This window comes from Maribacter aquivivus (assembly GCF_900142175.1).
GTDB lineage: Bacteria > Bacteroidota > Bacteroidia > Flavobacteriales > Flavobacteriaceae > Maribacter > Maribacter aquivivus.
In genome coordinates this window covers 961,126-987,029 of sequence record NZ_FQZX01000002.1, presented here as the reverse complement: position 1 = coordinate 987,029, position 25,904 = coordinate 961,126, and the positions used below count along the sequence as shown (strand labels likewise).

22 protein-coding genes are annotated in these 25,904 nt (G+C 33.8%); 13 read left to right on the top strand and 9 right to left on the bottom strand.

Annotated features, from left to right (window positions below; all coding sequences use genetic code 11):
* Positions 1-102: 102 nt before the first annotated feature.
* The 3 genes from BUC31_RS14890 to BUC31_RS14880 all read right to left on the bottom strand — a co-directional run bounded on the left by BUC31_RS14890 (position 103) and on the right by BUC31_RS14880 (position 5,381).
* Positions 103-711, bottom strand: a complete 609-nt coding sequence (locus BUC31_RS14890) for a Crp/Fnr family transcriptional regulator (protein ID WP_073245547.1) — start codon at positions 709-711, stop codon at positions 103-105.
* A 174-nt stretch (positions 712-885) separates the two neighbouring features.
* Positions 886-3,765, bottom strand: coding sequence for a TonB-dependent receptor domain-containing protein (locus tag BUC31_RS14885; RefSeq protein WP_073245545.1), 2,880 nt, complete (start codon positions 3,763-3,765; stop codon positions 886-888).
* A 434-nt stretch (positions 3,766-4,199) separates the two neighbouring features.
* Positions 4,200-5,381 carry an acetyl-CoA C-acyltransferase gene (locus BUC31_RS14880; RefSeq protein ID WP_073245544.1) on the bottom strand — a complete coding sequence of 394 codons (1,182 nt, stop codon included), beginning with the start codon at positions 5,379-5,381 and terminating at the stop codon, positions 4,200-4,202.
* 483 nt (positions 5,382-5,864) lie between these two features.
* On the opposite strand from BUC31_RS14880, the gene BUC31_RS14875 reads away from it, so the two are divergent.
* The gene (locus tag BUC31_RS14875; protein ID WP_073245542.1) at positions 5,865-6,725 is read left to right on the top strand and encodes an acyl-CoA thioesterase; all 861 of its coding nucleotides are present in this window, start codon (positions 5,865-5,867) and stop codon (positions 6,723-6,725) included.
* A 72-nt stretch (positions 6,726-6,797) separates the two neighbouring features.
* The gene (locus BUC31_RS14870) at positions 6,798-7,073 is read left to right on the top strand and encodes a DUF4861 family protein (RefSeq protein WP_073245540.1); all 276 of its coding nucleotides are present in this window, start codon (positions 6,798-6,800) and stop codon (positions 7,071-7,073) included.
* 204 nt (positions 7,074-7,277) lie between these two features.
* Here the strand turns inward: BUC31_RS14870 and BUC31_RS14865 are convergent, their stop codons facing one another.
* Positions 7,278-7,754 carry a nucleoside deaminase gene (locus BUC31_RS14865; RefSeq protein ID WP_073245538.1) on the bottom strand — a complete coding sequence of 159 codons (477 nt, stop codon included), beginning with the start codon at positions 7,752-7,754 and terminating at the stop codon, positions 7,278-7,280.
* Positions 7,755-8,083: 329 nt separating this feature from the next.
* On the opposite strand from BUC31_RS14865, the gene BUC31_RS14860 reads away from it, so the two are divergent.
* From BUC31_RS14860 to BUC31_RS14835, 6 genes are read left to right on the top strand one after another with little or no spacing between them, the layout of a single operon-like run.
* Positions 8,084-8,764, top strand: a complete 681-nt coding sequence (locus BUC31_RS14860) for a Crp/Fnr family transcriptional regulator (protein ID WP_139251979.1) — start codon at positions 8,084-8,086, stop codon at positions 8,762-8,764.
* Positions 8,765-8,774: 10 nt separating this feature from the next.
* Positions 8,775-12,281, top strand: a complete 3,507-nt coding sequence (locus BUC31_RS14855) for a hypothetical protein (protein WP_073245534.1) — start codon at positions 8,775-8,777, stop codon at positions 12,279-12,281.
* Between the two features lie 17 nt (positions 12,282-12,298).
* Positions 12,299-13,912 (top strand): glutamate synthase-related protein, encoded by a 1,614-nt coding sequence (locus BUC31_RS14850; RefSeq protein WP_073245532.1) that lies wholly within the window; start codon positions 12,299-12,301, stop codon positions 13,910-13,912.
* 13 nt (positions 13,913-13,925) lie between these two features.
* Positions 13,926-14,660, top strand: a complete 735-nt coding sequence (locus tag BUC31_RS14845; RefSeq protein WP_073245530.1) for a hypothetical protein — start codon at positions 13,926-13,928, stop codon at positions 14,658-14,660.
* Positions 14,661-14,662: 2 nt separating this feature from the next.
* Positions 14,663-15,316, top strand: coding sequence for an NAD(P)H-hydrate epimerase (locus BUC31_RS14840; RefSeq protein ID WP_073245528.1), 654 nt, complete (start codon positions 14,663-14,665; stop codon positions 15,314-15,316).
* Positions 15,317-15,323: 7 nt separating this feature from the next.
* The gene (locus BUC31_RS14835; protein ID WP_073245526.1) at positions 15,324-15,947 is read left to right on the top strand and encodes a Pycsar system effector family protein; all 624 of its coding nucleotides are present in this window, start codon (positions 15,324-15,326) and stop codon (positions 15,945-15,947) included.
* Between the two features lie 2 nt (positions 15,948-15,949).
* Here BUC31_RS14835 and BUC31_RS14830 read toward each other — a convergent pair whose 3' ends face one another.
* Positions 15,950-16,309 (bottom strand): hypothetical protein, encoded by a 360-nt coding sequence (locus BUC31_RS14830; RefSeq protein ID WP_073245524.1) that lies wholly within the window; start codon positions 16,307-16,309, stop codon positions 15,950-15,952.
* Between the two features lie 159 nt (positions 16,310-16,468).
* Between BUC31_RS14830 and BUC31_RS14825 the strand changes: the two genes are divergently transcribed.
* From BUC31_RS14825 to BUC31_RS14805, 5 genes are all read left to right on the top strand, one after another.
* Entirely contained in the window at positions 16,469-16,861 is a 393-nt protein-coding gene (locus BUC31_RS14825) for a hypothetical protein (protein WP_073245522.1), read from the top strand.
* A 3-nt stretch (positions 16,862-16,864) separates the two neighbouring features.
* Entirely contained in the window at positions 16,865-19,357 is a 2,493-nt protein-coding gene (locus tag BUC31_RS14820; protein WP_073245520.1) for a DUF4132 domain-containing protein, read from the top strand.
* Positions 19,358-19,653: 296 nt separating this feature from the next.
* Positions 19,654-19,902: a hypothetical protein gene (locus tag BUC31_RS14815; protein ID WP_073245518.1), complete on the top strand. Its 249-nt coding sequence runs from the start codon at positions 19,654-19,656 to the stop codon at positions 19,900-19,902.
* Positions 19,903-20,328: 426 nt separating this feature from the next.
* Entirely contained in the window at positions 20,329-21,603 is a 1,275-nt protein-coding gene (locus tag BUC31_RS14810) for a ribonucleotide-diphosphate reductase subunit beta (RefSeq protein WP_073245516.1), read from the top strand.
* Positions 21,604-23,400: a ribonucleoside-diphosphate reductase subunit alpha gene (locus BUC31_RS14805; protein WP_073245514.1), complete on the top strand. Its 1,797-nt coding sequence runs from the start codon at positions 21,604-21,606 to the stop codon at positions 23,398-23,400. It abuts the gene before it with no gap.
* Between the two features lie 221 nt (positions 23,401-23,621).
* On the opposite strand, the gene BUC31_RS14800 is transcribed toward BUC31_RS14805, so the two are convergent.
* From BUC31_RS14800 to BUC31_RS14785, 4 genes are all read right to left on the bottom strand, one after another.
* Positions 23,622-23,885 carry a DUF6327 family protein gene (locus tag BUC31_RS14800; protein ID WP_073245512.1) on the bottom strand — a complete coding sequence of 88 codons (264 nt, stop codon included), beginning with the start codon at positions 23,883-23,885 and terminating at the stop codon, positions 23,622-23,624.
* Between the two features lie 2 nt (positions 23,886-23,887).
* Entirely contained in the window at positions 23,888-24,232 is a 345-nt protein-coding gene (locus BUC31_RS14795; RefSeq protein ID WP_073245510.1) for a phage holin family protein, read from the bottom strand.
* A 5-nt stretch (positions 24,233-24,237) separates the two neighbouring features.
* Positions 24,238-24,567: a YtxH domain-containing protein gene (locus BUC31_RS14790; RefSeq protein ID WP_073245508.1), complete on the bottom strand. Its 330-nt coding sequence runs from the start codon at positions 24,565-24,567 to the stop codon at positions 24,238-24,240.
* A 146-nt stretch (positions 24,568-24,713) separates the two neighbouring features.
* Positions 24,714-25,898: an acetate/propionate family kinase gene (locus BUC31_RS14785; protein WP_073245506.1), complete on the bottom strand. Its 1,185-nt coding sequence runs from the start codon at positions 25,896-25,898 to the stop codon at positions 24,714-24,716.
* Between the last annotated feature and the right edge of the window lie 6 nt (positions 25,899-25,904).

Here is a 25,904-nt window from a genome sequence, read left to right as displayed (position 1 = left end):
GATTAAACCAGTTTAATAAAATAATAATATAAGGTTAAAATTTTACGATTATGATAATTTGAGCGGTGAAAAATAGAATAAAAATATGTAGTTGTTAATTATTTAACTCTGTTGAGATATGCTTATGCGCTTTCTAATTTTTGAAAGTCCTACTGGAGTTAGCCCTAAATATGAGGCAATTAAATACTGTGGTACTCTTTGAAGTAAATCTGGGCGTTTTTCTAATAGACGTAGATAACGTTCTTCGTTTGTTCTATTACTTAATCTTTCGACCCGAGTAAAAATTTTCATAAAGGCCTCTTGCATTGAAAGGCGGCCAAAACGCTCTAACTGATGTGATTTTTTAAATGAATTTTCGCCGTCAGATTTTGATATGGCATATACAATAGTATTTTCAGAAGCTTTTAGATAATAGTCAGAAGGTGTTTCTTTTACATAGGCAGGTAAATCCGTAAAGAAGATATCTTCTGTATAGAATTCAAGCACTTTTTGCTCACCTTCTTCCAATTTATAATAGTAAATACAGCCTTTTGCAACATAGTAAAAATGCTCTACCATTTGCCCAGGAGAAATTAAGGTATCACCCTTCTTAACATCAATTCTTTTATAATAGCCTAACCAGTGGTTTAAAAGATCTTCGTCAACTTCTGTATATGAAAGAATTTTATTTTTAAGGTTCTTTAAATAATCTTTGGAAGCAGTTGCAGTCATTTATTTATAAAATCTTTTGGGACTCTATAAATATAGACATTTTGTTCAATTAAGAAACTGCTTTATAGAGGCTCTCAAAATAAAATTTTTATTCATCAAGCCTCATAACTGAATCTATTTCAAGTTTTACTTTGGTTCATAACATCAACATTTGCCTTTTTTTTAAAACTATTGTTATTTTTTATTTCCACCGAAGTTATAAGTTAATTTAGCAATAACTCTTCTACCAATTGCAGGCATGTTAACCAAAGCTCTGTATTCATTATCAAATAAATTTTGAGCTGATAAATCTACCGCCAAACCGTTATTAAATACGTAGCCAATACCGGCATCTACTAAGTTTTTTTCTTGTACTTCACCAGAAAACTGTCCGGCACTTGCGGTAAAGGCATCATCATGTTGAAAAGATACGTTAGCTCTAATTCCTTTTTCTTCTCCATAATTTGCTCCTAATCGATATTTATTTGCAGGTGCATTTAAAAAAGTAGTAAATGGTGCACTACCATCACCTTGTTCTCTTTCAAACTCAGAAGCGTTAACCCAAGAATAGTTACCAAAAAATGTTAACTTTTCTGATGCAAAATATTGAAGACCTAAATCTGCACCATATCTTGTATAAGGAGCATCAAAAACTCTGTAACCTGCGGCAACATGTAAAATACCATCATCTTGTGGCACTCTATTAGTTTCAACACTACCGGTTCCATAAAAATTCGGAATCAGGGCAGCAGTACCTGCATAAGCTTGCGAGACTAAACTTGTGGCAGATTCTTGAGGTAAACCAGCCTCTACTAATGCGCCTATTAATTCTCCTGTTTTAGCTAAAAATGGATCTTGACTAAAACCATTTAAACCTATTAACGGAGCAATTGCTGTAAAGTCAAAACCGCCTCTTTCTGTAATAGCATATAAATCAAGAGAAGCAGAAAATTTATCACCAATAATCCCTTTGTAACCAACTTCATAAGTTTTAGATGTTGCTATTACCCCACGTACTGTGTTGGTTAAATTATTATTAGGTGCGCCACCTTCCAATGCGTTAATTCCAAGAAATGTTCCGTTGTTTCCGGTAGGGCTATTTGCCAATACGCCTTGAATATCATCAATAAAATCTTCTAAACCATTGGCTTGCATAGCTGCAATTAAGGAGCCTGATGCGAATTGATGAACAAACTCATTACTAAGACCGCCTGTGCCTAATAATTCTTTAGGTAATTCTTGCGGAAGTGCACCTGCAAGAGGCGTTAGTGCCTCAATAGGAATACCGGTGGCCGCACTTATACCAGCAGCTGTTATGTTATGATTTAAAAATTCGATACTTGTTGCATTATCAAATGAATGTATGTCATTTGACCCCGCTAACCAAAAGTCAAAAAAGCCCGGAACAGGAGAATTAACAGGGAAATCGTAATTCCATTCGGACGCAGAAGGGGAGAAACTAGCATTATTAAAAGAAGCTCTAAACGTATGTTTTGGACTTGCTTTATAAACTAATGCAATTCTAGGAGCAACGGCAGTTTCGTCAGGAATATTAAATTTATCAAAACGTCCTGCCAAAACTAAATCTAACTTTTTTGCCAATTCAAATTTACCCTGTGCATAGATACCGAATACATTATAATCATCATCGTTTTCATTTCTACCATGCACTAATCCTTCGGTATCTGTTTTAGTAAGACGGTAATCTGACCCAACCGTAAAATTTGAATTTAAAAAATCAGGAATATCAAAGTTATATTGCAATTGCCCTTCGTATTGTTTTATAGCTGTTGGAGTTCTATTACCTGTTTGATATAAAAATATAGGTCTGTCTTCAGGACCAAAATTCGTGTGAGTTGTATAAAATTGAGCAAACAACCCTCCTTTTTGCATTCTTGCTTGTCCCCAAACTTCTTGTGGTTGTGATAAACCCTCCCCTAAATCATTATAAAACACAGAAGAAGCTTGATTTAATCCACCTGCTACAATGATACTTAAATCATCTTGCGGACGGAATTCTAATGTTATATCTGAACCCATATTCCAATAATAATCTTGCATCACATTTCCATCTGCTCTAGGAGTCAATTCTAGTAAAGTTCTGCCTGGCACTCTATTATCTACTACACCTTCAGCAGTTAGGGCAGGTTGTATAATAGTAGATTGAAACTTATCAATTTGTCTTGTGAAAGTGCCATCAGCTGCAGTTGTGCCTTCAGAACCATCAAGTGTAAATTCATCACCTCTATTGTATTGAAGATTTATTTTGAAACCGAATTTATCAGAAACTTTAGTCGCATGTCTTAAAGCAGCGCCATATGTATTTAATTCACCACCATAAACTTGAAGTGTGGTTCCGGGGTGGTCTATTGCGCCTTTGGTAATAAAATGTATAACACCAGAAGTTACACCAGGACCGTAAAGTGCAGAACCCGCACCTCTTACTACCTCAATTCTTTCTAAATCAATATTACTAAGACCAGATTTATCTGATTGAAATGTATTATTTCCTGGAGCCACTAAACTTCTGTAATCTTTAATAGGAAAAACTCTTGTACTAAAGGTGCTTGCAGCTGCTCTCATTTCAAAATTCATTCTAGAGCCAGATTGCTGTTGAACAGTGACACCTGGTACATTTACCAAATTTCTAGCGGCATCAATTTGTGGTGAGCCGACCAATTTTTTAGCCGAAAGAACCGTTACAGAGGCTGGAGCTTCTTGTACTTTCTCTCTTCTTCGTGATGCAGAAATTACAACTTCGTCAACAATGAACGCGGTTTGTTTTAAATCGTATTTTAAATTGGTGCTTGCAGTTGTTACCGCTATAATTTTAGAAGCATAGCCGGCATAACTTATTGATAAATTCCAGGGTAAAGGTTCATTACTGGTTATTGAAAACTTACCATCATAATCTGTACTTGCACCGGTATTTGTTCCTTGAATTATAACGTTGGCACCAATTAAGGGCTCGCCTATTTCAGTATCCGTAATTACTCCAGAAATAGTGGTTTGTGCTTTAAGAGCGACTGTTGAAAAAGCAAAAATTGCCAATGTTGTTAAGAGGAATTTTTTCATTTTGGTTGATTGGTTTAATGTTCGCTCTAATATATGTTAATCATTGAATAATTAAATTAAACTAGTTTAATAAATTAATTTAATAATTTTTATATTAAAATTTTATGTAAATGATAATTTAAATGTTCTTTTAGTGATTTAAATTAAAACGGGTAATCTTGTGTTTTATATACAATTTCATAGTAAAGCATTAGGTGTAGGTATCTATTTAATTGAAGAAAATTGTGCTGAAGATTTAAAGAAGTAGTGTTGCTTAAGGTGTAGAATAATTCAAATATGAGTAATATAAATGCCACATTAAATTATAGCTATATAAAAGTTTGCTTAGATTTTAGTGGTTGATGTACCGGAAAATAAAACCTCGTGGGTTCGCCACGAGGTTGTTTATATAAAATGTGTAATGGTTGTATTAATTATAATGTTTAAAGTGATAATTAAACCACCTCAAAAAGTCCTGCAGCACCCATTCCGCCACCTACACACATGGTAGATACTACATATTTGGCACCACGTCTTTTTCCTTCAATCAATGCATGGGCAACCATTCTTGAACCAGACATGCCATAGGGGTGACCTATTGAAATAGCGCCACCGTTGACATTCATTAATTCATTCGGTATACCTAAACGTTCTTGACAATATAGCACTTGAACGGCAAAAGCCTCATTAAGTTCCCAAAGACCAATATCACTCATTTTTAAGCCATGTGCCTTTAATAATTTTGGAATTGCATAAACAGGCCCAATTCCCATTTCGTCAGGCTCACAACCGGCAACGGCAATACCGCGATAAATACCTAGTGGTGAAACACCACGTTGTTCTGCTAATTTAGAATCCATTAAAACACAGGCAGATGCACCGTCAGACATTTGGCTAGCATTACCAGCGGTTATTGTTCCGCCTTCATTTACTAAGCGTAAACCTGCCAAACCTTCAGCCGTGGTTTCAGGTCTATTACCTTCATCTTTGTTTAAATAAGCAGGGTGAAACCTCATTTCTTTAGTTTCCTTGTCTACGATTGCTTTAATCGTTTCAATTGGAATAATTTCATCATCAAATTTTCCTGCTTCTTGAGCGGCTGCAGTTCGCATTTGAGATTGAAGAGCATATGCATCTTGCGCTTCACGACTTATATTATAGCGCTTAGCAACAACTTCTGCAGTTTGCAGCATTGGCATATAAACATCTTTATGAACAGCTTTTAATTTTTTGTCTACCATATGAAATGTATTCATATGTTCGTTTTGAACCATAGAAATAGATTCCACTCCACCGCCTATTGCAACACTCATGCCGTCATATAAAATTTGTTTAGCAGCGGTCGCAATCGCCATCATACCAGAAGAACATTGGCGGTCCACGGTCATACCAGAGACTGTTACTGGTAAACCACCTGCAAGAGCGGCCATTCGTCCAATATTCATACCTGAAGACCCTTGAGGTAAAGCACAACCCATAATTACATCATCTATTTCTGCCGGATCTACCCCAGAGCGTTTAACAGCTTCATGTATTGCCCAACCTGCCATTGTAGGCGTTTGGGTGGCATTCATTGCCCCTTTATATGCTCTCCCCATAGGAGTTCTAGCTGTTGATACAATTACTGCGTCTTTCATTTTTTATTTATTATTAGTTAATTTTTTAGGTGTTTAATTTCTTGTCATTGAGTCTACATCTATAATTTGTTATTGGGGTAAGCAGATTTGGTAAGCTGTCTAGAATTATATGAGTTATTAAAACGAAATAAGGGTGTTAGTTTTTTAAAATGAGATATCGTTTATTAATAACAATGGTAGAAAAAGCTTTGGAAATAATCAATATTTTAACAAAAATTCAGTGATTTAATATAATGGTTTAATGAAAGTCTCATTTTTCGTAATTAGCTTGTGTGCTTAGAACTTCATTTTTTTGGATTTTTACACACCTTATAATTTAATTGGAGAGTACAGTTTTACATTATCGTATAAGTGAAAGGAAGTATTTTTTATGTGTAATTTTAGGTGTTTTTCTTTACTGTTTTTCTAGAAGTGAATCGCTGTTACCATACGCTTTTAGTTTTTTTATACTTAAATTGTTCCACTTACAACCAGTTATTATACATGCAGACAATTAAAGAATTAATAGAGTTGATAACCCTGAAAAAAATAGATGATACTACCTTTGAAGGGCAAAATTATCAAGCGCCCTGGGGAAGGGTTTTTGGAGGGCAAGTGCTAGCACAAGCTTTGCATGCAGCTTATCAAACAGTACCAGAAGATCGTATTGCGCATTCATTACACGGTTATTTTATTTTAGGAGGAGACTTAAGGTATCCTATTGTTTATGAGGTAGATACTATTAGAAATGGAGGTAGTTTTACAACGAGAAGAGTAGTGGCGAAACAAAATGGAGTAGCTATTTTTAATATGGCGGCATCTTTTCAAGTAAAAGCTGACGGAGTAAATCATCAATTTCCAATGCCTAATTTAATTCCACCAGAGAAATTAACTACAAGTTTAGAACAAGTTGAAGAGATAAAAGAACTGCATCCAACGGCATATAAAAGACTTAAGGCAATACAACCTAAAGTGTTTGAATTTAAACCCGTAGAAAAATTTACAACCCAGTTGGTAGAGAATGGTTCTCCTTTTTTTAATACTTGGCTTCGAACTTCTGATACGGCTGAAATTAATTTACCGATGCAGCAACAATTATTAGCTTACGCTTCTGATTATAACTTACTAACAACAGCCACTTTACCACATAGAGAGCAATTGAATAAGGGGGAGACATTTTATGCTAGTTTAGACCATGCAATTTGGTTTCATAGAGAATTTGATATTACAAAATGGTTATTGTATAGTATGGACAGCCCAAGTGCATCTAATTCTCGCGGATTTGCAAGAGGTAGTGTTTACGATAGAAAAGGGGTTTTAGTAGCTTCGGTCGCCCAAGAAGGGTTAATGCGTCAAAGTTTATAATTCCAGTAGTAAGTTTTTTATAAATTAGTTGAATTAGTATTGTAAGGATACTCGAGATTTCAATCGGTTTATTTGTCTGAACCTTTTTTGGGAACTGAATTAGGGGCAGGTATTGTAGCTAAGTCAAACACGTTATTGGGTTATGACAAGTGTGTGACTAACGCTAAAGATTTAAGCAATCTGTATGCCCATTTAAAAGTGATTTATGGTGAAGTAGCTTATTATACCGGATTTAGCTGGAAAAAAAGTAAACAATTCAATACTAAAAAAGAGTGGAATAATTATTTTGCTCAATTTGCTAAAAAAGTAAATCAGCCTTTAGTAGTTAAGTTCCCGAAGCAAAGTTGATAGAAAATATAATTTCTCCTATTTTTATGGATAATTACACATTGGTTTTCGTCGCATAGAAAGAGATATGTAGTATCAATTACATACAAGGTTAGAAAACAAGACTACTTGAGAACAAATACAATCACGAGCAAAAAAAGAGAGAAAAACAAGCATTGTTTTTCTCTCTTTTTTGAAATAGGTAATAAACAGTAGATAGTTTTTCTAATATCTTGTTTTGTCGTTTTTAGAAGCCCAGTTGTTAAAAACTTCAACAGCTTCTTCCTGTAACATTTGTTTAAAGTGAATTTGTCTGTCTTTCATATCAACTTCCAATTCATCGTAAATAAATTGGTCGTCAAAATCAATCGCTTTTGCATCTGCTTTATCACAACCATAATAAACTGCTTTTGGTCTAGCCCAATAAATGGCACCAAAACACATGGGGCAAGGCTCGCAAGAGGTGTAAATAATGCAATCTGTAAGTTGAAAAGTACTTAATTTTTTACAGGCATCTCGTATAACAACCATTTCTGCGTGTGCAGTAGGGTCATTTGTTGAGGTTACTTTATTATGACCTTCAGCAATAATTTCTCCGTCTTTTACAACTACAGCACCAAAAGGGCCACCTGCATTAGAGTTCATTCCTTTTGCTGCCATTTCAATGGCTCTTCTCATAAAAAACTCGTGATCTTTCGTCATATTTCTATAATTCTAATAATATATTATTGAGTAAATGGGGGTGCAAATTACGTCATTTATATACAATTTTAGGGCTAGTGTTTTTTGAACATGAAAGATATTTTTTAGGGGAATGTTAAAATAATTATGAAAGATTAGGATAATAATACGACTGAATGTTAAAACCGACCAATTTTAAAAAGATTTAGGAGCATTATTGATTAGGTAATATTTTTTGCATTCGCAGCTCCATAAAATCTATTCAACTGTCGTATGAAGTAACTCTGTTAAATTTAAAGCTTCTGCATACTATTGATAATCAGTAATATTGGTTTTGTTAAAATTATATTTTGAAAGCAATAACTAAATATTGGTTCTTAGAAGGATTTAGCCTTTTTAAAAAGTTAGGGATGCCTTCTATGATGAAACTATGTGATCTTCTAGAAATGGATCATGTAGATAAAGGCAGTGTCATTGAAATAGGAGCACGAGATAGAAAATGCATTTTCTTTTTGAAAAATGGATCTGTTAAGATTATGGACTCTGATTGTGACATTGTAAAGTATGTCGTTAAGAAGGGAAATATTTTTGGAGAATTATCCATTTATGATAAAGATAGCTCATCTAAAGAAGTAGCCATAGCTCTAGAGGACGTAGTTATTTGTTATATCGAATCTGATATGATGGAAGATTTGATGGAAGAGCATAAATCTTTAAAAAATGGCTTGTTAAAAATATATGGTCTTCGCATTAGAAAATTAGAGACAAGACTTCAAGACCTGTTATACAAAGACAGTAAGACAAGAATCTCTGAATTTATTAAAGCCTACATAGAAGAGTTCGGTGAAAGTAATAAGGAAAGGGTAATAGCAAAGAATCTTCTTTCTCACAAAGATATTGCCAACTTAACAAACACTTCTAGACAGACGGTCAATAACATATTAAGTACAATGCGTAAAGACAACGTCATTGATTATGATTCAAAATTTATATCATATTCACAAACCACTTTAAGTACAAACACTAAGTAAACCAACGATAATGAAAAAGTTCACCCATTTTCTCCTAATCTTCCTTTTAGCATTAGTTACGAGTACTGTTTCTTCTCAAGAAATAGAGCGGTCCATTTATGTTACAGCCAACACATGGGATGTTTCTGATACTGAAGTGCTCTCTGAGATTTTAAAAAAATCGCAATTAGTAAATAAGCCTACCGTATTAATATTAGGTAACGCTGCACCTAAAACTGAAATAGAAAAATCATTGGATAAGCAGTTGTCTATATTATCAAATTTAGGAAATGATGTCATTTTTATTCCTGGTAATAAAGAGTGGGTAAATGGGTATAAAAGTGTTTCTGATATTGAAAAATATATTCAGAAAAATAGCAAAGCTAAGTTTTCTCCTGATGATGCGGAACCTATTAAGCATCAAGATTTGGGAGAAAACGTAGAATTGATAACGGTAGATTCTCAATGGTTCTTAGAAAATTGGGACGATCACATTTATATTAATGAAGAATCTGAAATTCAGAATAGAACTTTATTCTTTTTGGAATTTGAAAATCGCATAAAAAAAGCACAAGGCAAAATCGTTTTTGTTGCAATACATCACCCAACAAAAACATATAGTAAACAAGGTTTTCTTAGTAATATTGGCGGATTCTCTACACAAGAATTTCAAAATAAGCAATACCGATCACTTAGAAACAGATTAAAGACAATTGCCGTCGGTGCAGATAACGTTATCTTTTTATCAGGTCAAAGTGAAAATTTACAGTATATAAAAGGTAATGTACCTCAAATTATAAGTGGAGCAGCTGGTAAACTTGAAGCAGTAAAAAATGGCGAACAAGGTGATTTTTCTATTACTAAAAAGGGTTATGTACGTTTAGATATTACTATTAATGGTAGTGTATTAGCAAAATACTATGCTTTAGAAAACGGAACTTTTAATGAGGTTTTTAAGACGACCGTTCTAAAGAGCGAAACTGAAGATTTAGAAGTGTACAACTTCGATGAAAATCTCGGAACAACTAAATCAGCAGCTATTTATACTAAAGAAGCTGCTACTAAAAGTGGATTCTATAAGGCGCTTTGGGGTGAACATTATCGTAAATTCTATGGTAAAGAAGTTGATGTGCCAGTTGTTTTCTTAGATACTTTGATGGGCGGTTTAACTCCTTTGAAACGAGGAGGAGGGCAACAATCAAAATCACTTAGATTAGAAGATAAAGGGGGTAAGCAGTATGTTATGCGCGCTTTAAAAAAGAGTACCATAAAGTTTTTACAAGCGAATGCTTTTCAAGAAACTTATATTGGCGATGTTTTAGACGGTACAACCGTAGATAAATTTTTAGCCGATTTTTATACAACTTCAAACCCATATACTCCTTTTGTTATAGGTGGATTGTCTGATGCGGTTAGTGTCAATCATACCAATCCTATTTTATATTACATTCCTAAACAAGAAACATTAGGTGTTTATAATGACGAGTTTGGTGATGAATTATATATGATTGAAGAGCATGTGGGCGACACACAAATAGAAGCAGAGAGTTTTGGGAAACCGTTGAAAATATTAAGTACTGCTGATGTTTTACAAGAAATAAACAGGTCGGGTAAATCTGTAGTAGATGAGCCTTCTTATATCCGTGCAAGAATATTCGATATGCTTTTAGGAGATTGGGACCGTCACGAAGACCAATGGCGCTGGGCGCTTTATAAAAATGAAGATGGAACGGAGTATTGCAGCCCAATACCTAGAGACAGGGATCAAGCATTTTCAAAATACGACGGTACTTTAATTAGTTTTCTAACTAGAGTAATACCGGGGTTGCGTAAAATGCAAACTTATGATGAAAATCTTAGAAGTGTAAAATGGTTTGCAACGTCTCCGTATCATTTAGACCTAACTTTTATTCATGCCTCTGGATGGGAAGAATGGGAAAAGCAAACTGATCATATTCAAAAAGAACTATCAGATGCTGATATTGAAAATGCTTTTGAAGCAATTCCCGAAGAAATAAAAGGACCTGTTATCGATGATATAAAGCAGAAATTAAAAGGCAGACGAGATAATCTTAAAAAGATTTCAAAAGCGTATTACCTCTATTTGAATAAATTTCAAGTAGTTACTGGAACACAAAAAGCAGATGATTTTACAATAACGAGGTTGGCTGATGGAAAGACTTCGGTAAAAATAGACCGTAAAGATTTAGGTCTATTGAATCATACATTTTCAAATGATATTACCAAAGAAATTTGGCTCTTTGGGTTAGATGGTAAAGATACTTTTACGGTAGAAGGAGAAGGAGATCATCCTATAAAAATTAAAATAGTAGGAGGAAAGAAAAACGATACCTACGATTTTAAGAATACTCGAAAAGTAAAATTATACGATTACAAGGATAAGGAGAATACCATTGTAAATAAAAGATCTAAAAAATGGTTAGTAAATGATTATGAATTAAATAATTACGATCATAAAAAAGTAAAATATAATTTTAATCAGTTGTTGCCTATCATAGCATTTAATCCGGATGACGGAGTGAAATTAGGAGTGATAAGCAATCATACATCATATAGTTTACAACGCAATCCATTTACTTATAAACACAGTATCAATGCAGCATATTATACCAGTACGTCAGGTTTCGATTTGTCGTATAAAGGTGAATTCTCAAATATATTTCATAACTGGAATTTTGGTTTAGAAGGTTTATATACAAGTCCTAGTTTTTCAGAGAATTTCTTCGGTTTTGGAAATGAAACGCTCTATGATGCTGATGAGGAAGATTTAGATTTTAATAGAATTAGAATTAGTAAATTTAAAGCAGGGGTTTCATTGCAATGGGAAGGTATTAACGGAGGTTCTTTCTTTTTTAAACCTTTAATAGAATCTTTTGAGGTTGATAATACAGAAGGTCGTTTTCTTGCCCAACTACCAGAGACCAATACAATTTTTGACAGGCAAACTTATGCAGGTGTAGAAACTGCTTATAATTTTAAAAATAAAAATAGTGCCGCTTTCCCTACTTTAGGACTAGATGCAGGTTTGACTATAGGTTATAAAACGAATATAGGTAATACCGACGCAGATAATAGCTTTGCATACATACAACCACAATTAATTATAGACCATAAACTAACCAAAAGCGGAAGTATAGTTTTTGCGACCAAGATTGCAGGGGAAGCATTGATTGGTGATGATTTTGAGTTCTATCATGCAGCAACTATTGGTGGTATCAAAAGTTTAAGAGGATTTAGAAACGAAAGATTTACAGGAAAACAATCTTTTTATCAGAATACAGATTTAAGGTTTCCTTTAGGAGGGTTAAGAACCAGCCTTGTTCCGTTTAGATTTGGACTTACCGGTAGTTTCGATTATGGTAGGGTTTGGGTTGAAGATGATACTTCTAATAAATGGCATAATTCGGTAGGTGCGTCAGCTTGGCTTATAGGAGCCGAGGCATTTACGGTAAATCTAGGATATTTTAATAGTGTAGATGGGGGGCGTATAGTCTTCGCACTAGGCTTTTCATTTTAACTAAAAAAACACAACCAATGAAAAAACCAATTGCAATTGCTCAAGTAAGCACTTTAGAAAACAAGAAACCAGAACACGCATTAGTCAATGGTTTGGATTTAGTTATTGTAAAATTTGATGATGATATTTCTGTATTGTACGGTAGATGTCTGCATAGAGGCGCACTAATGTCCGATGGTCATGTAGATGGTCATAACCTTATTTGTGGTGTTCACGGTTGGGATTATAGAGTAGATACCGGAGTTTCAGAATACAATAATGCAGAGGTTTTACAAAAGTTTATTACTAAAATAGAAGGGGACAATTTATTTGTAGATGAAGAAGAGATAGATGCTTATCTAGAAGATAGTCCGCAGCCGTTTAATAGAGACGCTTATTTAGGAGCTTACGCAGATACCCATCCTGAAGAAACAGAACCGTATACAGGGTATATAAAAGAATTAGCCACAAATGGATTAAAAAACTTGGGTCACCACGGATTCTCGGCTTCCATGGGAGTGGATAGAAATACGTTGCCAAAATGGAGCGATATTCAATTTTTGCCTGCCCAATTGGCAAGCAGACCTTTGTTAGATGAAGATGAAGTGGCAACAAAGGTGGTTATTGGTCCTAAAGCCAAGAAGCCTTTACATTTAGATATTCCCCTTTTTGTGAGTGATATGAGTTTTGGCGCATTATCTAGAGAAGCTAAAATAGCTTTATCTAAAGGAGCGCAGTTAGCAGGTACAGGTATTTGCTCAGGAGAAGGCGGAATGTTACCTCATGAGCAAGAAAATAACAGCAAGTATTTTTATGAACTGGCTTCGGCAAAATTTGGATTTTCGTGGGATAAGCTAGATAAAGTACAGGCGTTCCATTTTAAAGGCGGACAAGGAGCAAAAACAGGAACTGGCGGTCATTTGCCAGGAGCTAAAGTAAGTAAGGAAATTGCTGAGGTAAGAGGTTTAAAAGAAGGCGAAACGGCAATTTCTCCGGCAACTTTCCCAGATTTTCATGGTGTAGATGACTTCAAATCTTTTGCAGAAAAAGTAAGAGAGCGTACTGGTGGTATTCCAATCGGATTCAAAATAGCAGCCAGTCATATAGAAAAAGATATTCAGTTTGCATTAGATGTAGGTGTAGATTATATCATCTTAGATGGTAGAGGTGGGGGAACAGGTTCAGCACCAACCATATTAAGAGATAATATTAATGTACCTACAATACCTGCTTTGGCAAGAGCAAGAAAATATCTAGATAAAGTAGGTGCTACAGATGTAACCTTGGTAATTACAGGAGGTTTACGTATTGCAGAAGATTTTGGTAAAGCACTTATGTTAGGTGCAGATGCTATTGCCGTATCAAACTCGGCTTTACAGGCAATTGGTTGTTTGGGTATGCGTGCTTGTGGTAGTAACAATTGTCCGGTGGGTATTGCAACTCAAAAAGAATCATTGCGAAGTAGATTGATAATTGATTCTTCAGCAAAACAATTACATAACTATTTTGATGCCACAAACAACCTTATCAAGGTTATTGCGAGAGCCTGTGGTCATGATGATATCTCAAAATTCAATTTTGATGACTTATCTACTTTCAATCATGATATGCATCGTTTAACAGGAATTAATTATGGCGGTGTTAACCCCTAAAAACAAAATATAGATGGAAAAAATGATGCACTTAGCAGCACAATATTTAGCTGCAGCAGGAATAAGTTTTGTAGAGAAAAAGGCAGATGATAGCCACACTAATCTTGGATGGTCTATTGGTAAGCAACGTCTAGAAACACACCCGTTATCAGTAGATGGAGATGTATTAACCTTAAACTACAATACCTTTTCTTTGGATTGGAATTCCCCTAAGAACAACGCTTCTTTTGCGTTGGACGGGAAAACCCATCACCAAGTATTAGAATGGTTAACGAATTCTGCGAATACATATTTGGGTAAGAAGTATACCTATAATTTTCATTACGACCTGCCGTATTCAATTGATGATACTTTCACCTTTAAGCTCGATGCTTCAAAATTAAAAGAGCTTGCCGATTTAAGAACTTTAACGCAATCTAGTTTAGAAAAGACACTTGCCGTAAATGGTTTAGAATCAGACATTCGAATCTGGCCCCATCATTTTGATTCAGGTGCTTATGTTATTATTTCTGATGATTTGGCAATAGGCTTTGGTTTAGCAGTACCCGATACGATGGTCACTGAACACTATTTTTATATCAGCGGATACAAAGGTCACGATGGACTAGATACTTCTAAGTTTGATTCACTTTCCTTAGGCGAGTGGAAAAATGAAGGGTTCAAAGGAGCAGTTTTACCAGCTACAAGAATTAATAAAGAACAAGCGGTACAGTTTTTTACGGAAGCTATTAACACCTATAAAAAGTAAATATGCAGGTAACCAGTCTTTCCTTAGAAGCTTTTAAAGAGATGGATTATTGGGCGGTTGAAAAATATAACTTGTCCATTGAATTGATGATGGAAAATGCAGGGCTTCAATTGGCTAGATTAATCGCCAAAAAAGCAAATGAAAGTTCGGTAATAACCATTGGAGTTGGAAATGGAAACAATGGCGGCGGCGGTTTAGTAGCTGCTCGCAGACTTGCTGCTTGGGGGTTTAATGTGAATTTAGATTTGGTAGTTCCTATAACTAAAGACCTGCCAAAAGCACAATTAGAAAGAGCATTGTTATTTGGGGCAAAAGAAGGCATCCCGGAAACCACTGATATTTGGGTAGATGCCTACTTAGGTTTCTCTCAAAGATTACCGTTATCAGATGCATTTGTCAAGAGTATTGCATTAGCCAACGCATCATCGGCATTTAGAATATCCTTGGACATTCCCGTTGGTATTTCTAAAGATGGAGAATTGTTAGGGTTTAAAGCAAACCAAGTAATGACCTTGGCGGCTCCTAAAACTATTTTGGAAAAATTACCAAACGAGGTAGAAGTGTTTATGGCTGATTTAGGAATTCCGAAATCTGTTTATGAGCATTTTAATATAAAAATGCCAAATTTTAAAGAACACCAATTGATAGCTTTATAAACATTATATGATAAACGATAAAGAAGAAGCCAAAGAAATCGATAAGCAATTAAGAAAAGAATTGGGTATTGATAAAGAGAAGCTAAAAGAATTAAAGAAGAAACTCTCAAAAGTTGAACCTCGTTCAGAACGTGGTGCGGAAACTTTGTTTCGTTTGGTATCTAAAAATCAGTATACCTTGAATACGATGATTGATAGAAAATCGAACATTCTTATTTCCATAAACGCGCTTATTCTTTCTATAATTTTAGGTACCGTATTAAGTCAATTAGATAAAGACCCACATCTTATATATCCGGCAATTATAATGTTAGGAACCAATCTCATTTCTATAGCATATGCCGTATTTGCGACTAGACCAGAACTTACTCATGGTGATAAGGGGACTAATAACCTTTTGTTCTACGGTAATTTTAATACCATGAATGAAGAAGAGTATACCGAAGGGCTAACGAGTTTAATGTATAAGGGAGACGAACTTTACAAAACCATTGCAAGAGATACGTTTCATTTAGGTAAGACTATAGATAGAAAGTTTAAACTACTTAGAACTTCTTTTCATGTATTCTTAGTAGGTATTATTTTGGCGGTGATAGGGTTTATAGGGTGCCATATCATGTTTGCTATGTAGTCTTAATCTAATAGTTCAGCGTTCGTTTTAATTCTAAAACAACGTTCTTCTCCTAAATAAAGCGGATTTCCATGCTTCTCAGACCAAAATCCGTCTAGAACATCTTTGCTAAGGCACTGGTATACGACAACACCTTTATAAACATTTTGATCTTCGCCAGAATATCTAAAGTTTATAACCAGAATGTTATTCTTAAAGAATCCTGTGCCTGTTTGTGTTTGGTCTGTGCCAATAGTCCACATGGCAATTATTCTACTATTCTCATCCAAAGACAAAATCAGTTTTCCTTTGTAGCTATTAGATTCTTCATCTTGGTTGCTACCAATTATATTGTACTCCCCAAGTAAATCTTCAATATTCATGTAATGCGCTATTATGGCTAAAATATCAAAAAAATAACGGATATTTTTTCTGATTATGTTTAAAAAGGGATGACCTGTTTATTATGGATTTAAAAATTAATTAAACAGATAAGTTTCTTTAGAAATTTTTAAAATCCATAAATTTAGAAAAACTTCAAAATGGTCTTAACTATAAAAGATGCGACATTTACGGGCGATATTCTAAATCAGATAGAGATTGCCGTTCAAAATGAACGAACTACGGTCAAAGAATTAATATCTGCTAGAGTAGAATCTGAGGTTGAAACGTATAATAAAAATCTCCCCGAATATTTTAAAGGTTTAATTCAGCCTAGTGAAGCTGAGAAAACATTAAACGGATTCAGGTTAAAAAAACGTGACAAACAGATAGATATGGAGAAACAGATTTTGGTTGCTTTAGATGCCTTTCAAAAGAACGGTTATTTTATACTTATAGACAATAAACAAGCCGAAGATTTAGAGCAAGAAGTTTTGGTATCTAAAACCACGGAAATTGCTTTTGTAAAGCTTACACAATTAGTAGGAGGATAGTCTATGAAAGATATTATTAAGAAGTTATTTGGGGTGAATAACGACATTGAAAGTAAGTTAGAAATAAGTCCAGAGGTAATCAGTTTTCGTAAAGAATTTTTTGAAGAAGCCTTAGAATATAGAGATGGATATTCGGTTAAATTAACTGATATACCCAAGTATAAAGAACTCAAAAAGATGCCGTCGTCTTTTAGAAAAGAATTTATTTTTGATTTAATCTATCTCAAAAACGGTCAAACCAAAACAGATTGGGGAGATGATGGATACTTCTTAAAAGACACCGCTAAAAATGTATTGAGTTTATTAATTAGGGCTTCAGATATACATTTTAATGATGAGGACATATTAGAAATTATAAACGGGTTTATGCATGGTAGCGAAGGACATTTATATAGCTTCAACTGGCCTATAGTACCTTTGTTGGGTAAAATAGAGAAAGAAGTACAGAAAACGGGAGTATCCCCAGAATTAAGGTCTACCTTAAATAAGGTGGAAAAGGCGATTACCAAAGGAAATTATTTATCTGCAGATGACATAAGACTGGGTACCAGAGTTTCAAATATTGGTAAAAATTCCTCGGAATTTGAGGTGGATCGTAACGATCCTTTGGGTAATAGTATTTATGAAACTATTACCTCTTTAAAAGAAAGTGATCAAGAAGTTTTTAAAGAATTATTAGAACACTTTTCTAAAGGAGGGGGTAAAAGTATGCCTGCCAACTCCTGGTTGAAAACATCTGGTGAGTTAATTGCTAAAATAGGTGTAGACAAGATAAAACCAAGTTTTATTAAATGGATAGAAGACACCTTAGATCTTTTTAGGCAGATACATAAAAACCAAGAATATGAGTTCGATTTTATTGCAGATAAAAATATACAAATATTAAGGTCTGCTGTTTGGTCTAGTGCTGTGATAAATGAAGATGAGCTAAACCAAATAATAGAGGTTTTAGGGTTGTTGAGTTATAAGAAATTAAGGAATGTAGGCGCGCTAAGCGCTAAATTAGGTAATGGTTGCATTTATTCTTTTTCTAAGCTTCCATATCAAGATGGTATTTCTAGACTTACTAAGTTTAGAATGAAAATTAAATATCCTTCAGTACAATCAATAATTACCAAGGCAATTGAGCGTGTAGCAAAAGCGGAAGGTAAGACTATGTATGAAATTGAAGAATTGGCTGTTCAGGATTTTGGTTTGAATTCTGACTTTCAGCTAATTCAAAAATTTGGAGAATACACAGCTATTGGTACAATTGAAAACAGTTCTAGTTTTAGTTTACTTTGGGAAAATGAAAGTAGTAAAAAGATAAAGTCTATCCCAAAATTTGTAAAGGATAATTTTTCTGAAGAATTAAAAGGGTATAAGAAAAAGGTAAAAGATATACAGTCAAATCTTACTGCTCAAAAGAGTAGAATTGAAAAGATATTTTTAGCTAAACGCGAATGGGACTTCGAGCAATGGAAAAAGTTGTATTTAGATAATAATCTATTACGTTTTTTTGGAACTAAACTGATTTGGAACTTCAAGATAGATGATAAAACTACGAGTGTTATTTATGAAAATAATGAGTTTATAGATGTTGATGAAGTAATCTTAAAAAATTATAAAAATGCCAAAATTACCTTATGGCATCCTGTTAATTCTTCTGTTAACGAAGTTCAATCTTGGCGAAGATGGTTAGAGAAAAATGAAATAAAACAACCGTTTAAACAGGCACATAGAGAGTTATATATTGTTACAGATGCGGAAAAAAACACGAATACATATTCCAATAGATTTGCGGCACATGTTTTAAGGCAACATATATTTATTGCGCTGTGTAGGGAGCGTGGTTGGGCATATACACTTCAAGGACAATGGGATTCTCATAATACCCCTGTATTAAAAATAGCTGCTTGGAAATATCGTGTAGAGTTTTGGGTAGAAGGTATACAAGATTCTGCCAATGATTCTGGTATTTTCAATTACTTACAGACAGATCAGGTTCGTTTTTATGATGAAGAGAGTCAGGTAGAAATGGATAAAGTTCCTGCTATTGTTTTTTCTGAGGCTATGAGAGATATAGACCTTTTTGTAGGGGTAACCAGTATTGGGGCAGATCCTAATTGGAGAGATGGAGGAGAAGAAAGGTATCATGGCTACTGGTCAGATTTTTCATTCGGTAATCTTGCAGTAAGTGGTCAAGAAAGAAAAGAACTTCTAGAAAATATTATTCCAAAATTAAAGATTGCTGACCAGTGCTCTTTTGAAGGTAATTTTCTTGTGGTTAAGGGAACCATTAGAATTTACAAAATACATTTAGGGAGTGGTAATATTTTAATGAAACCTAATGATCAATACTTGTGTATTGTGGCAGATAGGTCTAAACGTACAAACGAAGTTTTTCTTCCTTTTGAAGGCGATTCCACATTATCCGTAATTTTAAGTAAGGCATTAATGCTTGCAGATGACACTAAGATTAAAGACAAAACTATTATTAGCCAAATTAAAAGCTAGTGATGCATAAGTGCTCTAGTTTACTATTTAATGATTAAAAGTGAGAATGAATATGAAGAAAGCAAATCTGAAATGATTTGTTAGGCGATTTACTTTAAGCTATGAAACGGAGAGACTCTGACTTACCCTTTAAAGAAATTTAGTTCATGGTTTACGAATACCATTTCTATTTCTACACGAAAAAACAGCTTAGTATCTAAATTAGGATTAATAACGATAGGAAAAAGAATGCATTTCTTGGTGAGTTATTATTATATAATAAAAAGGAAACAAAACCTGCCACTTCATCTTTTTCAGTGGAGACGTTTATTAATGAAAACACTTCAGAATTATACATTCATTTCAAAGAAAAACCAGAGGGCGTGTATCATACTATTTACTATTTAAATGCAAAAAATGAAAAGAAATGGTTAGGTAATACTCCTGCGCAAGATTTTTATATTTCTAATATTCTTATACAAAAATGCATAATTAACTTAAAAGTGCAGTCAGAAAGTTTTGGAGGTGCAAAGGGTAAAATAATTTGGAAAATGGTGAATTTGTGACCCTAGCTAAAGTTGTCCTTTAAGTCAAAAATATAATGCTTAGGTTGATGTCATTTTAGCTATATAATTGATAAAAAACTACTTAGCAATACGCAAATTTAATTCGAAAAAATACCTCAAGGTTAATAGTATATTATTTTTAAAATTTACCTATGAGAAATTTTGTAATTTTTTTTTATAAAAGTTTTAGCTGAAGTTTTTATTTAACCTTATCTCACTTTTGTATTCATATAGTTTGTTTTAAGTATTTGTATTTCAAGTAATTAAGATGCTATTTTGATAATGTTCTTAACAAGATATTTTGCTCTAAAAATGTAATTGTTGATAACCCTGTTAAAAGCTTAAAGTTGTTTGTGTGAAAATAAGGTGATTAATTTTCGACCTTTACACCTCGCTGATTAACTACATCATTAACTTTATATTAACATGAAAATCACAGAAGTCATAAAAAGGGATTTTTCAACAAAACCTTTTCATTTACATAAAATAACAAATGCCATTTTGAAGGCTATGACAGCTGTTGAACATGGTGGACCCAGTGAAGCCGAAATAATCTCTAATAATGTTCATTTAGCACTTTTAGAAAGAAAGAAAGCTGATGATAATTATATTCCTACAGTAGAGGAGGTACAAGATTTCGTTGAAAATAAATTAATGGAAGGTGGTTACTTTGATGTAGCTAAGGGGTACATTCTTTATAGAAATGAACAAGCACAAAGAAGAAAGTCTAATGTCTTCGAAAAACGTGTAAATCTTAAGCCATATGAATACCCTGCATTGTATGATTATGTATCAGCAATAAGACATTCATATTGGATTCATACAGAATTCAACTTTACAAGTGATATTCAAGATTTTAAAACAGGGTTAAATGATATTGAGAGAAATGCGATAAAGAACACCATGTTGGCAATTTCTCAGATAGAGGTTGCAGTTAAAAGTTTTTGGGGAGATATCTACCATAAGATGCCTAAACCAGAAATTGGTTCTGTAGGGGCAACTTTTGCAGAGAGTGAAGTAAGACATCATGATGCATATTCGCATTTGTTAGAGATATTAGGTTTAAACGAAGAGTTTAAGAACTTGAAGAAGAAACCTGTGATAATGAAAAGAGTTCATTATTTAGAGACGGCTCTTAAAAATTCTAAGAGTGAGGATAACCAAGAATATGCAGAGTCGGTTTTATTGTTCTCTCTATTTATAGAGCATGTGTCTTTGTTTTCTCAGTTCTTGATTATCATGGCTTTTAACAAGCATAAGAACATGTTTAAAGGTATTTCTAATGTTGTGGAGGCTACTTCAAAAGAAGAGCAGATTCATGGTGATTTTGGTATCGATATCATAAACATTATTAAAGATGAAAACCCTACATGGTTCAATAAAGAATTTCATGGTACTGTACAAGAAATGTGTAAAGAGGCATTCTTATCGGAAAGTGATATTATAGATTGGATTTTTGAAGCTGGTGAAATTGATTTCTTACCTAAGAAACTAGTAAAAGAATTCATTAAAAAGAGATTTAACGATTCTATAGAAAGTATTGGAATCGAAAAGATATTTGACGTAGACGAAGAATTACTATCAGAAACAGAATGGTTCGATGATGAAATAATCGGTACCAAACACGGCGATTTCTTCGTAAAACGCTCTATCAACTATAGCAAAAGAACACAAAGTATAACCAGTGACGACTTATTTTAAATGAACGATTCAAAAATTAATTTAGAGACTAGCATTCAAGAAGAAGTAAAATTGAATAGTTCAGATGAACTTGTGCAAGCTAGAAAAGAAGCCCTTGATAGCTTAAAGAAAGACAAAGAAGAAGGTTTTAAGTGGTTAAATGAAGATAGCCGTAACTTTTTAGGTTCTGGCTATTTAACTCCAGGAGTATCAGCAGAAACACGTATTCGTGAAATTGCAGATAGAGCGGAGAAAATATTGGGAATGCCTGGTTTTTCAGACAAGTTCTACGGTTACATGAGTGAAGGTTTTTACTCATTAGCATCGCCAGTTTGGTCTAATTTCGGAAAAGAAAGAGGATTGCCAATTAGTTGTTTTGGGTCTAACATATCTGATGACATGGGTAACATTTTGTATACGCAGTCAGAAGTAGGTATGATGTCTAAATTAGGTGGTGGTACATCTGGTTACTTTGGTAATATTAGACATAGAGGTGCAGACGTAAAGAATAATGGTAAAGCTTCAGGAGCGGTACATATTATGCAACTTTTCGAATCTATGGTAGATGTAGTAAGCCAAGGTTCTGTTCGTCGTGGTCGTTTTTCACCATACTTACCTGTAGAGCATGCAGATATTAAAGAATTCTTAGAAATAGGTACCGAAGGTAACCCAATTCAAGAGCTTACTCATGGTGTTACTGTTACCAATGAGTGGATGCAAGAAATGGTAGATGGTGATAATGAAAAGCGTTCTATCTGGGCTAAAGTATTACAGAGAAGAGGTGAAATGGGGTACCCATATATCTTCTTTAAAGATAATGCGAACAACGGTGCTTCGGATGTATACAAGGAAAAAGGACATAAAATTCATGCAAGTAACCTTTGTACTGAGATTATGTTACCATCAAGCGACGAGTGGTCGTTTGTATGTGTATTGTCTTCTGTAAACGTTCTTCATTATGATAAATGGAAAGATACCGATGCTGTTGAAACAATGGTATTCTTTTTAGATGCTGTTATTACCGAGTTTTGTGAAAAATTAGAAGCATACCGTGATTCTGAAAGTCGTGAAGATCGTCAAACGTTCATGTTTATGGAGCGTGCATACAACTTTGCAAAAGATAACCGTGCTTTAGGTTTAGGTGTTTTAGGATGGCATTCATTATTACAATCTAGAATGTTGCCTTTTAACAGTCAAGAAGCATATAACTTGAATAGTGAAATATTCAAAACGATAAAAGAAAAGTCATACAGTGCTTCAGAAGAACTAGCCGATAAATTTGGTGAGCCTGCAGTATTGAAAGGTTATGGTAGAAGAAATGCAACGTTGAATGCAATTGCACCAACAACATCTTCTGCGTTTATCTTAGGTCAAGTATCTCAAGGTATTGAGCCAATATGGTCTAATACTTATGTAAAGGATATTGCCAAGGTGAAGACTACAATTAGAAATCCTTTCTTGGTTGAACTATTAGAGGAAAAGGGAATGAACACAACGGCAGTATGGCATAGCATTCGTGATTTTGACGGTTCTGTACAGCATTTAGATTTCCTTTCAGACTTAGAGAAAGACGTATTTAAAACATATTCTGAAATTGACCAGATGGATATCATCTATCAGGCAGCGAACAGACAAAATCATATTGATCAAGGTCAGTCGGTAAATATTATTGTTCACCCAGATATGCCAGTTAAAGAAATCAATAAGATTCACGTAACTGCATGGAAATTAGGTTTGAAGTCATTATACTACCAACATAGTATGAACGCAGCACAAAAATTCAAGCAAAAGAAAGATTGCGCTAGTTGTGAGGCTTAAGCCTTTAATAAACTAGAAATAATAGTAAGATTTTAATCTGGTGTTTTAGCAAGCAAATAATGTTTGTTTAAAGCACCAGATTTTTTTATGGCAAAGTGGTTTACTTTACGAACAAGTAAATACGTGTGTATTTAAAAACATTATATCCGCAGGCAGTTAAATTGAATAATAAGATGAGATAAACTGCTACTATGAAATTGTTAAGTGAGCTTTAAACAGCTTTATGAGCGGTCTCTATTTCTAGATTTACGTTTACTTTTTATAAAATCAAGTAGTTTACCAGAAAGGAAAGTTATTACTAAGCTTTTAATAGTCCCTTTTTGACTAAAGGTAGCTCCTAATCCTTGTCTTAGTTGTTGCGGTACTAAATCTGTTTTAGCGCTATTAAACTGCAGTTTAATGCTTTCTTGGGCGATGAGACGTTGAAGATTAAGAACTTTCAAGCGCTCATCTATTTCTTCAAAAGAATGGTATTGCTTGCTCATAATCAGTCAAAATAATATTTAGATAATTTTTTAAGTACAGGTTTGTTTAGTTGCTCTCTAAATATATAGAGCATAACTGCTATAAGAATATAAAACCCAGCTACGATAATAAAACCAATGAAGTAACTATTCATTAGTTCAGACAACCATAAACAGCCTGCGAATGACAGAAACAATAATGCAAATAGACTACTGATACCTATTAAAAAAAGCTTTAATATGCCGGTAGCATTTTTTGATAAAACTTTAAATATTTTAAGTCTATAGTATTCGTCACTATGTTCTAAATATGACCCCATTTCGGTTTTAAGCCCCATGAGGTCATTTTTTAATTCTTCAAAAGCCATAGCTGCTATTTATGTAGTTGAGCGTTTTGTGCTTTTAATTCTTCTAATTTTTGTTCTAACTTATCAATGATATCATCTGCCTTGTAACTCATCGTTGAAATTGCCTCGTCTAATTTTCTATCAAAAGCATCTTTCTGTTCATTAGCAGTTTTTGTTAGCTCATCTTTTGCGTGAGAAACTCTTTCAGCGATTTCATGACTGGTATCTTCAACTTTTCTTTTGATTCTATGACGTGTTTCAATTCCTTTATCAGGTGCGTATAAAATTCCTATTCCAGCACCAATAGCAGCTCCAGTTAATATTGCTAGTAAAGTATTTCCATTATCGTTTTGCATAATATTGAATTTTAAGTATTTAAGAAATTTATATTTCAAGATAAAGTTAAACACTTAAAAATGCTTGGAATATGATTTACGTCATATATGATTATAAAGCTAGAGTAAATAGAAATGGAATATTTAGACTATATTTTTATTGTAGACTAGTTAAGTAGCTCATATACCTGCTTTGCAATTTCTAATTCTTCATTTGTAGGGATGACTAAAATTTTAACCTTAGAATCTGTAGTATTTACTTCTCTAATATTTTTTGATCTTAGTTCATTTTTTGAATCGTCTAATTGAAAATTAAAATAATCCATATCCTTACACACCAGTTGTCTCATTAGGCTAGAGTTTTCGCCAATACCAGCAGTAAATATAATAGCATCAAGTCCATTCATTGTAGCGGTATATGCTCCAATATATTTCTTGATACGGTAGGCATTCATCTCTAAAGCTAAAATACAGTCTGCATTACCATTGCTAGCTTCCTCTTCAATATCACGTAAATCATTAGAACCGGTAAGACCAAGCATTCCACTTTTTTTGTTTAGTAATTCGTTGACATCATCTAAGCTATATCCTAAGGTATTCACCAAATAATAAATGATAGAGTGATCAATATCTCCACTTCTGGTACCCATTATAAGACCGTTCGAAGGAGCGAACCCCATACTGTGGTCAATACTTTTTCCGTCTTTAATTGCGGTAATACTGCACCCGTTTCCTAAGTGAATAGAAATTAGTTTTGTGTTTTCTTTAAGTAGATACTCATTTGCTTTTTCAGAAACATATTTATGACTAGTACCATGAAATCCGTATGCTTGAATTCCGTCTTTCTCATATAATTCATTAGGAATAGCATATTTTTTTGCTTTAACAGGAACAGTGCCGTGAAAGGCGGTATCAAAAACCACCACTTGTTTTGCTGTGGCAAATATTTCTTCTGCCATAACAATACCTTGCAAATTAGCAGGGTTGTGTAATGGAGCTAAAGTAGATAGCATTTTAATCTTACTTTTAACCTCTTCATCTATTAAAGTGGTTTCTGTATAATCGCTACCACCATGAACAACGCGATGCCCTATAGCATCAATTTCTTCGGTGCTATTAAGTACACCAATTTCAGCATCTAATAAAAGAGAAGTAATACGTTCTAGACCGGCTTTATGATTTGCTATTTCATAAATTTTTTCAACCTTATTGTTATCGGTTTTATAGTTGGATATTGCATCTGTACTACCAATACGCTCTATGGAGCCAACGCAAATAACCTTGGTAGAAGGCATTTCTAAAAGTTGATATTTTATAGAAGAACTTCCGGAATTGATAATTAAAATATTCATGAAAAT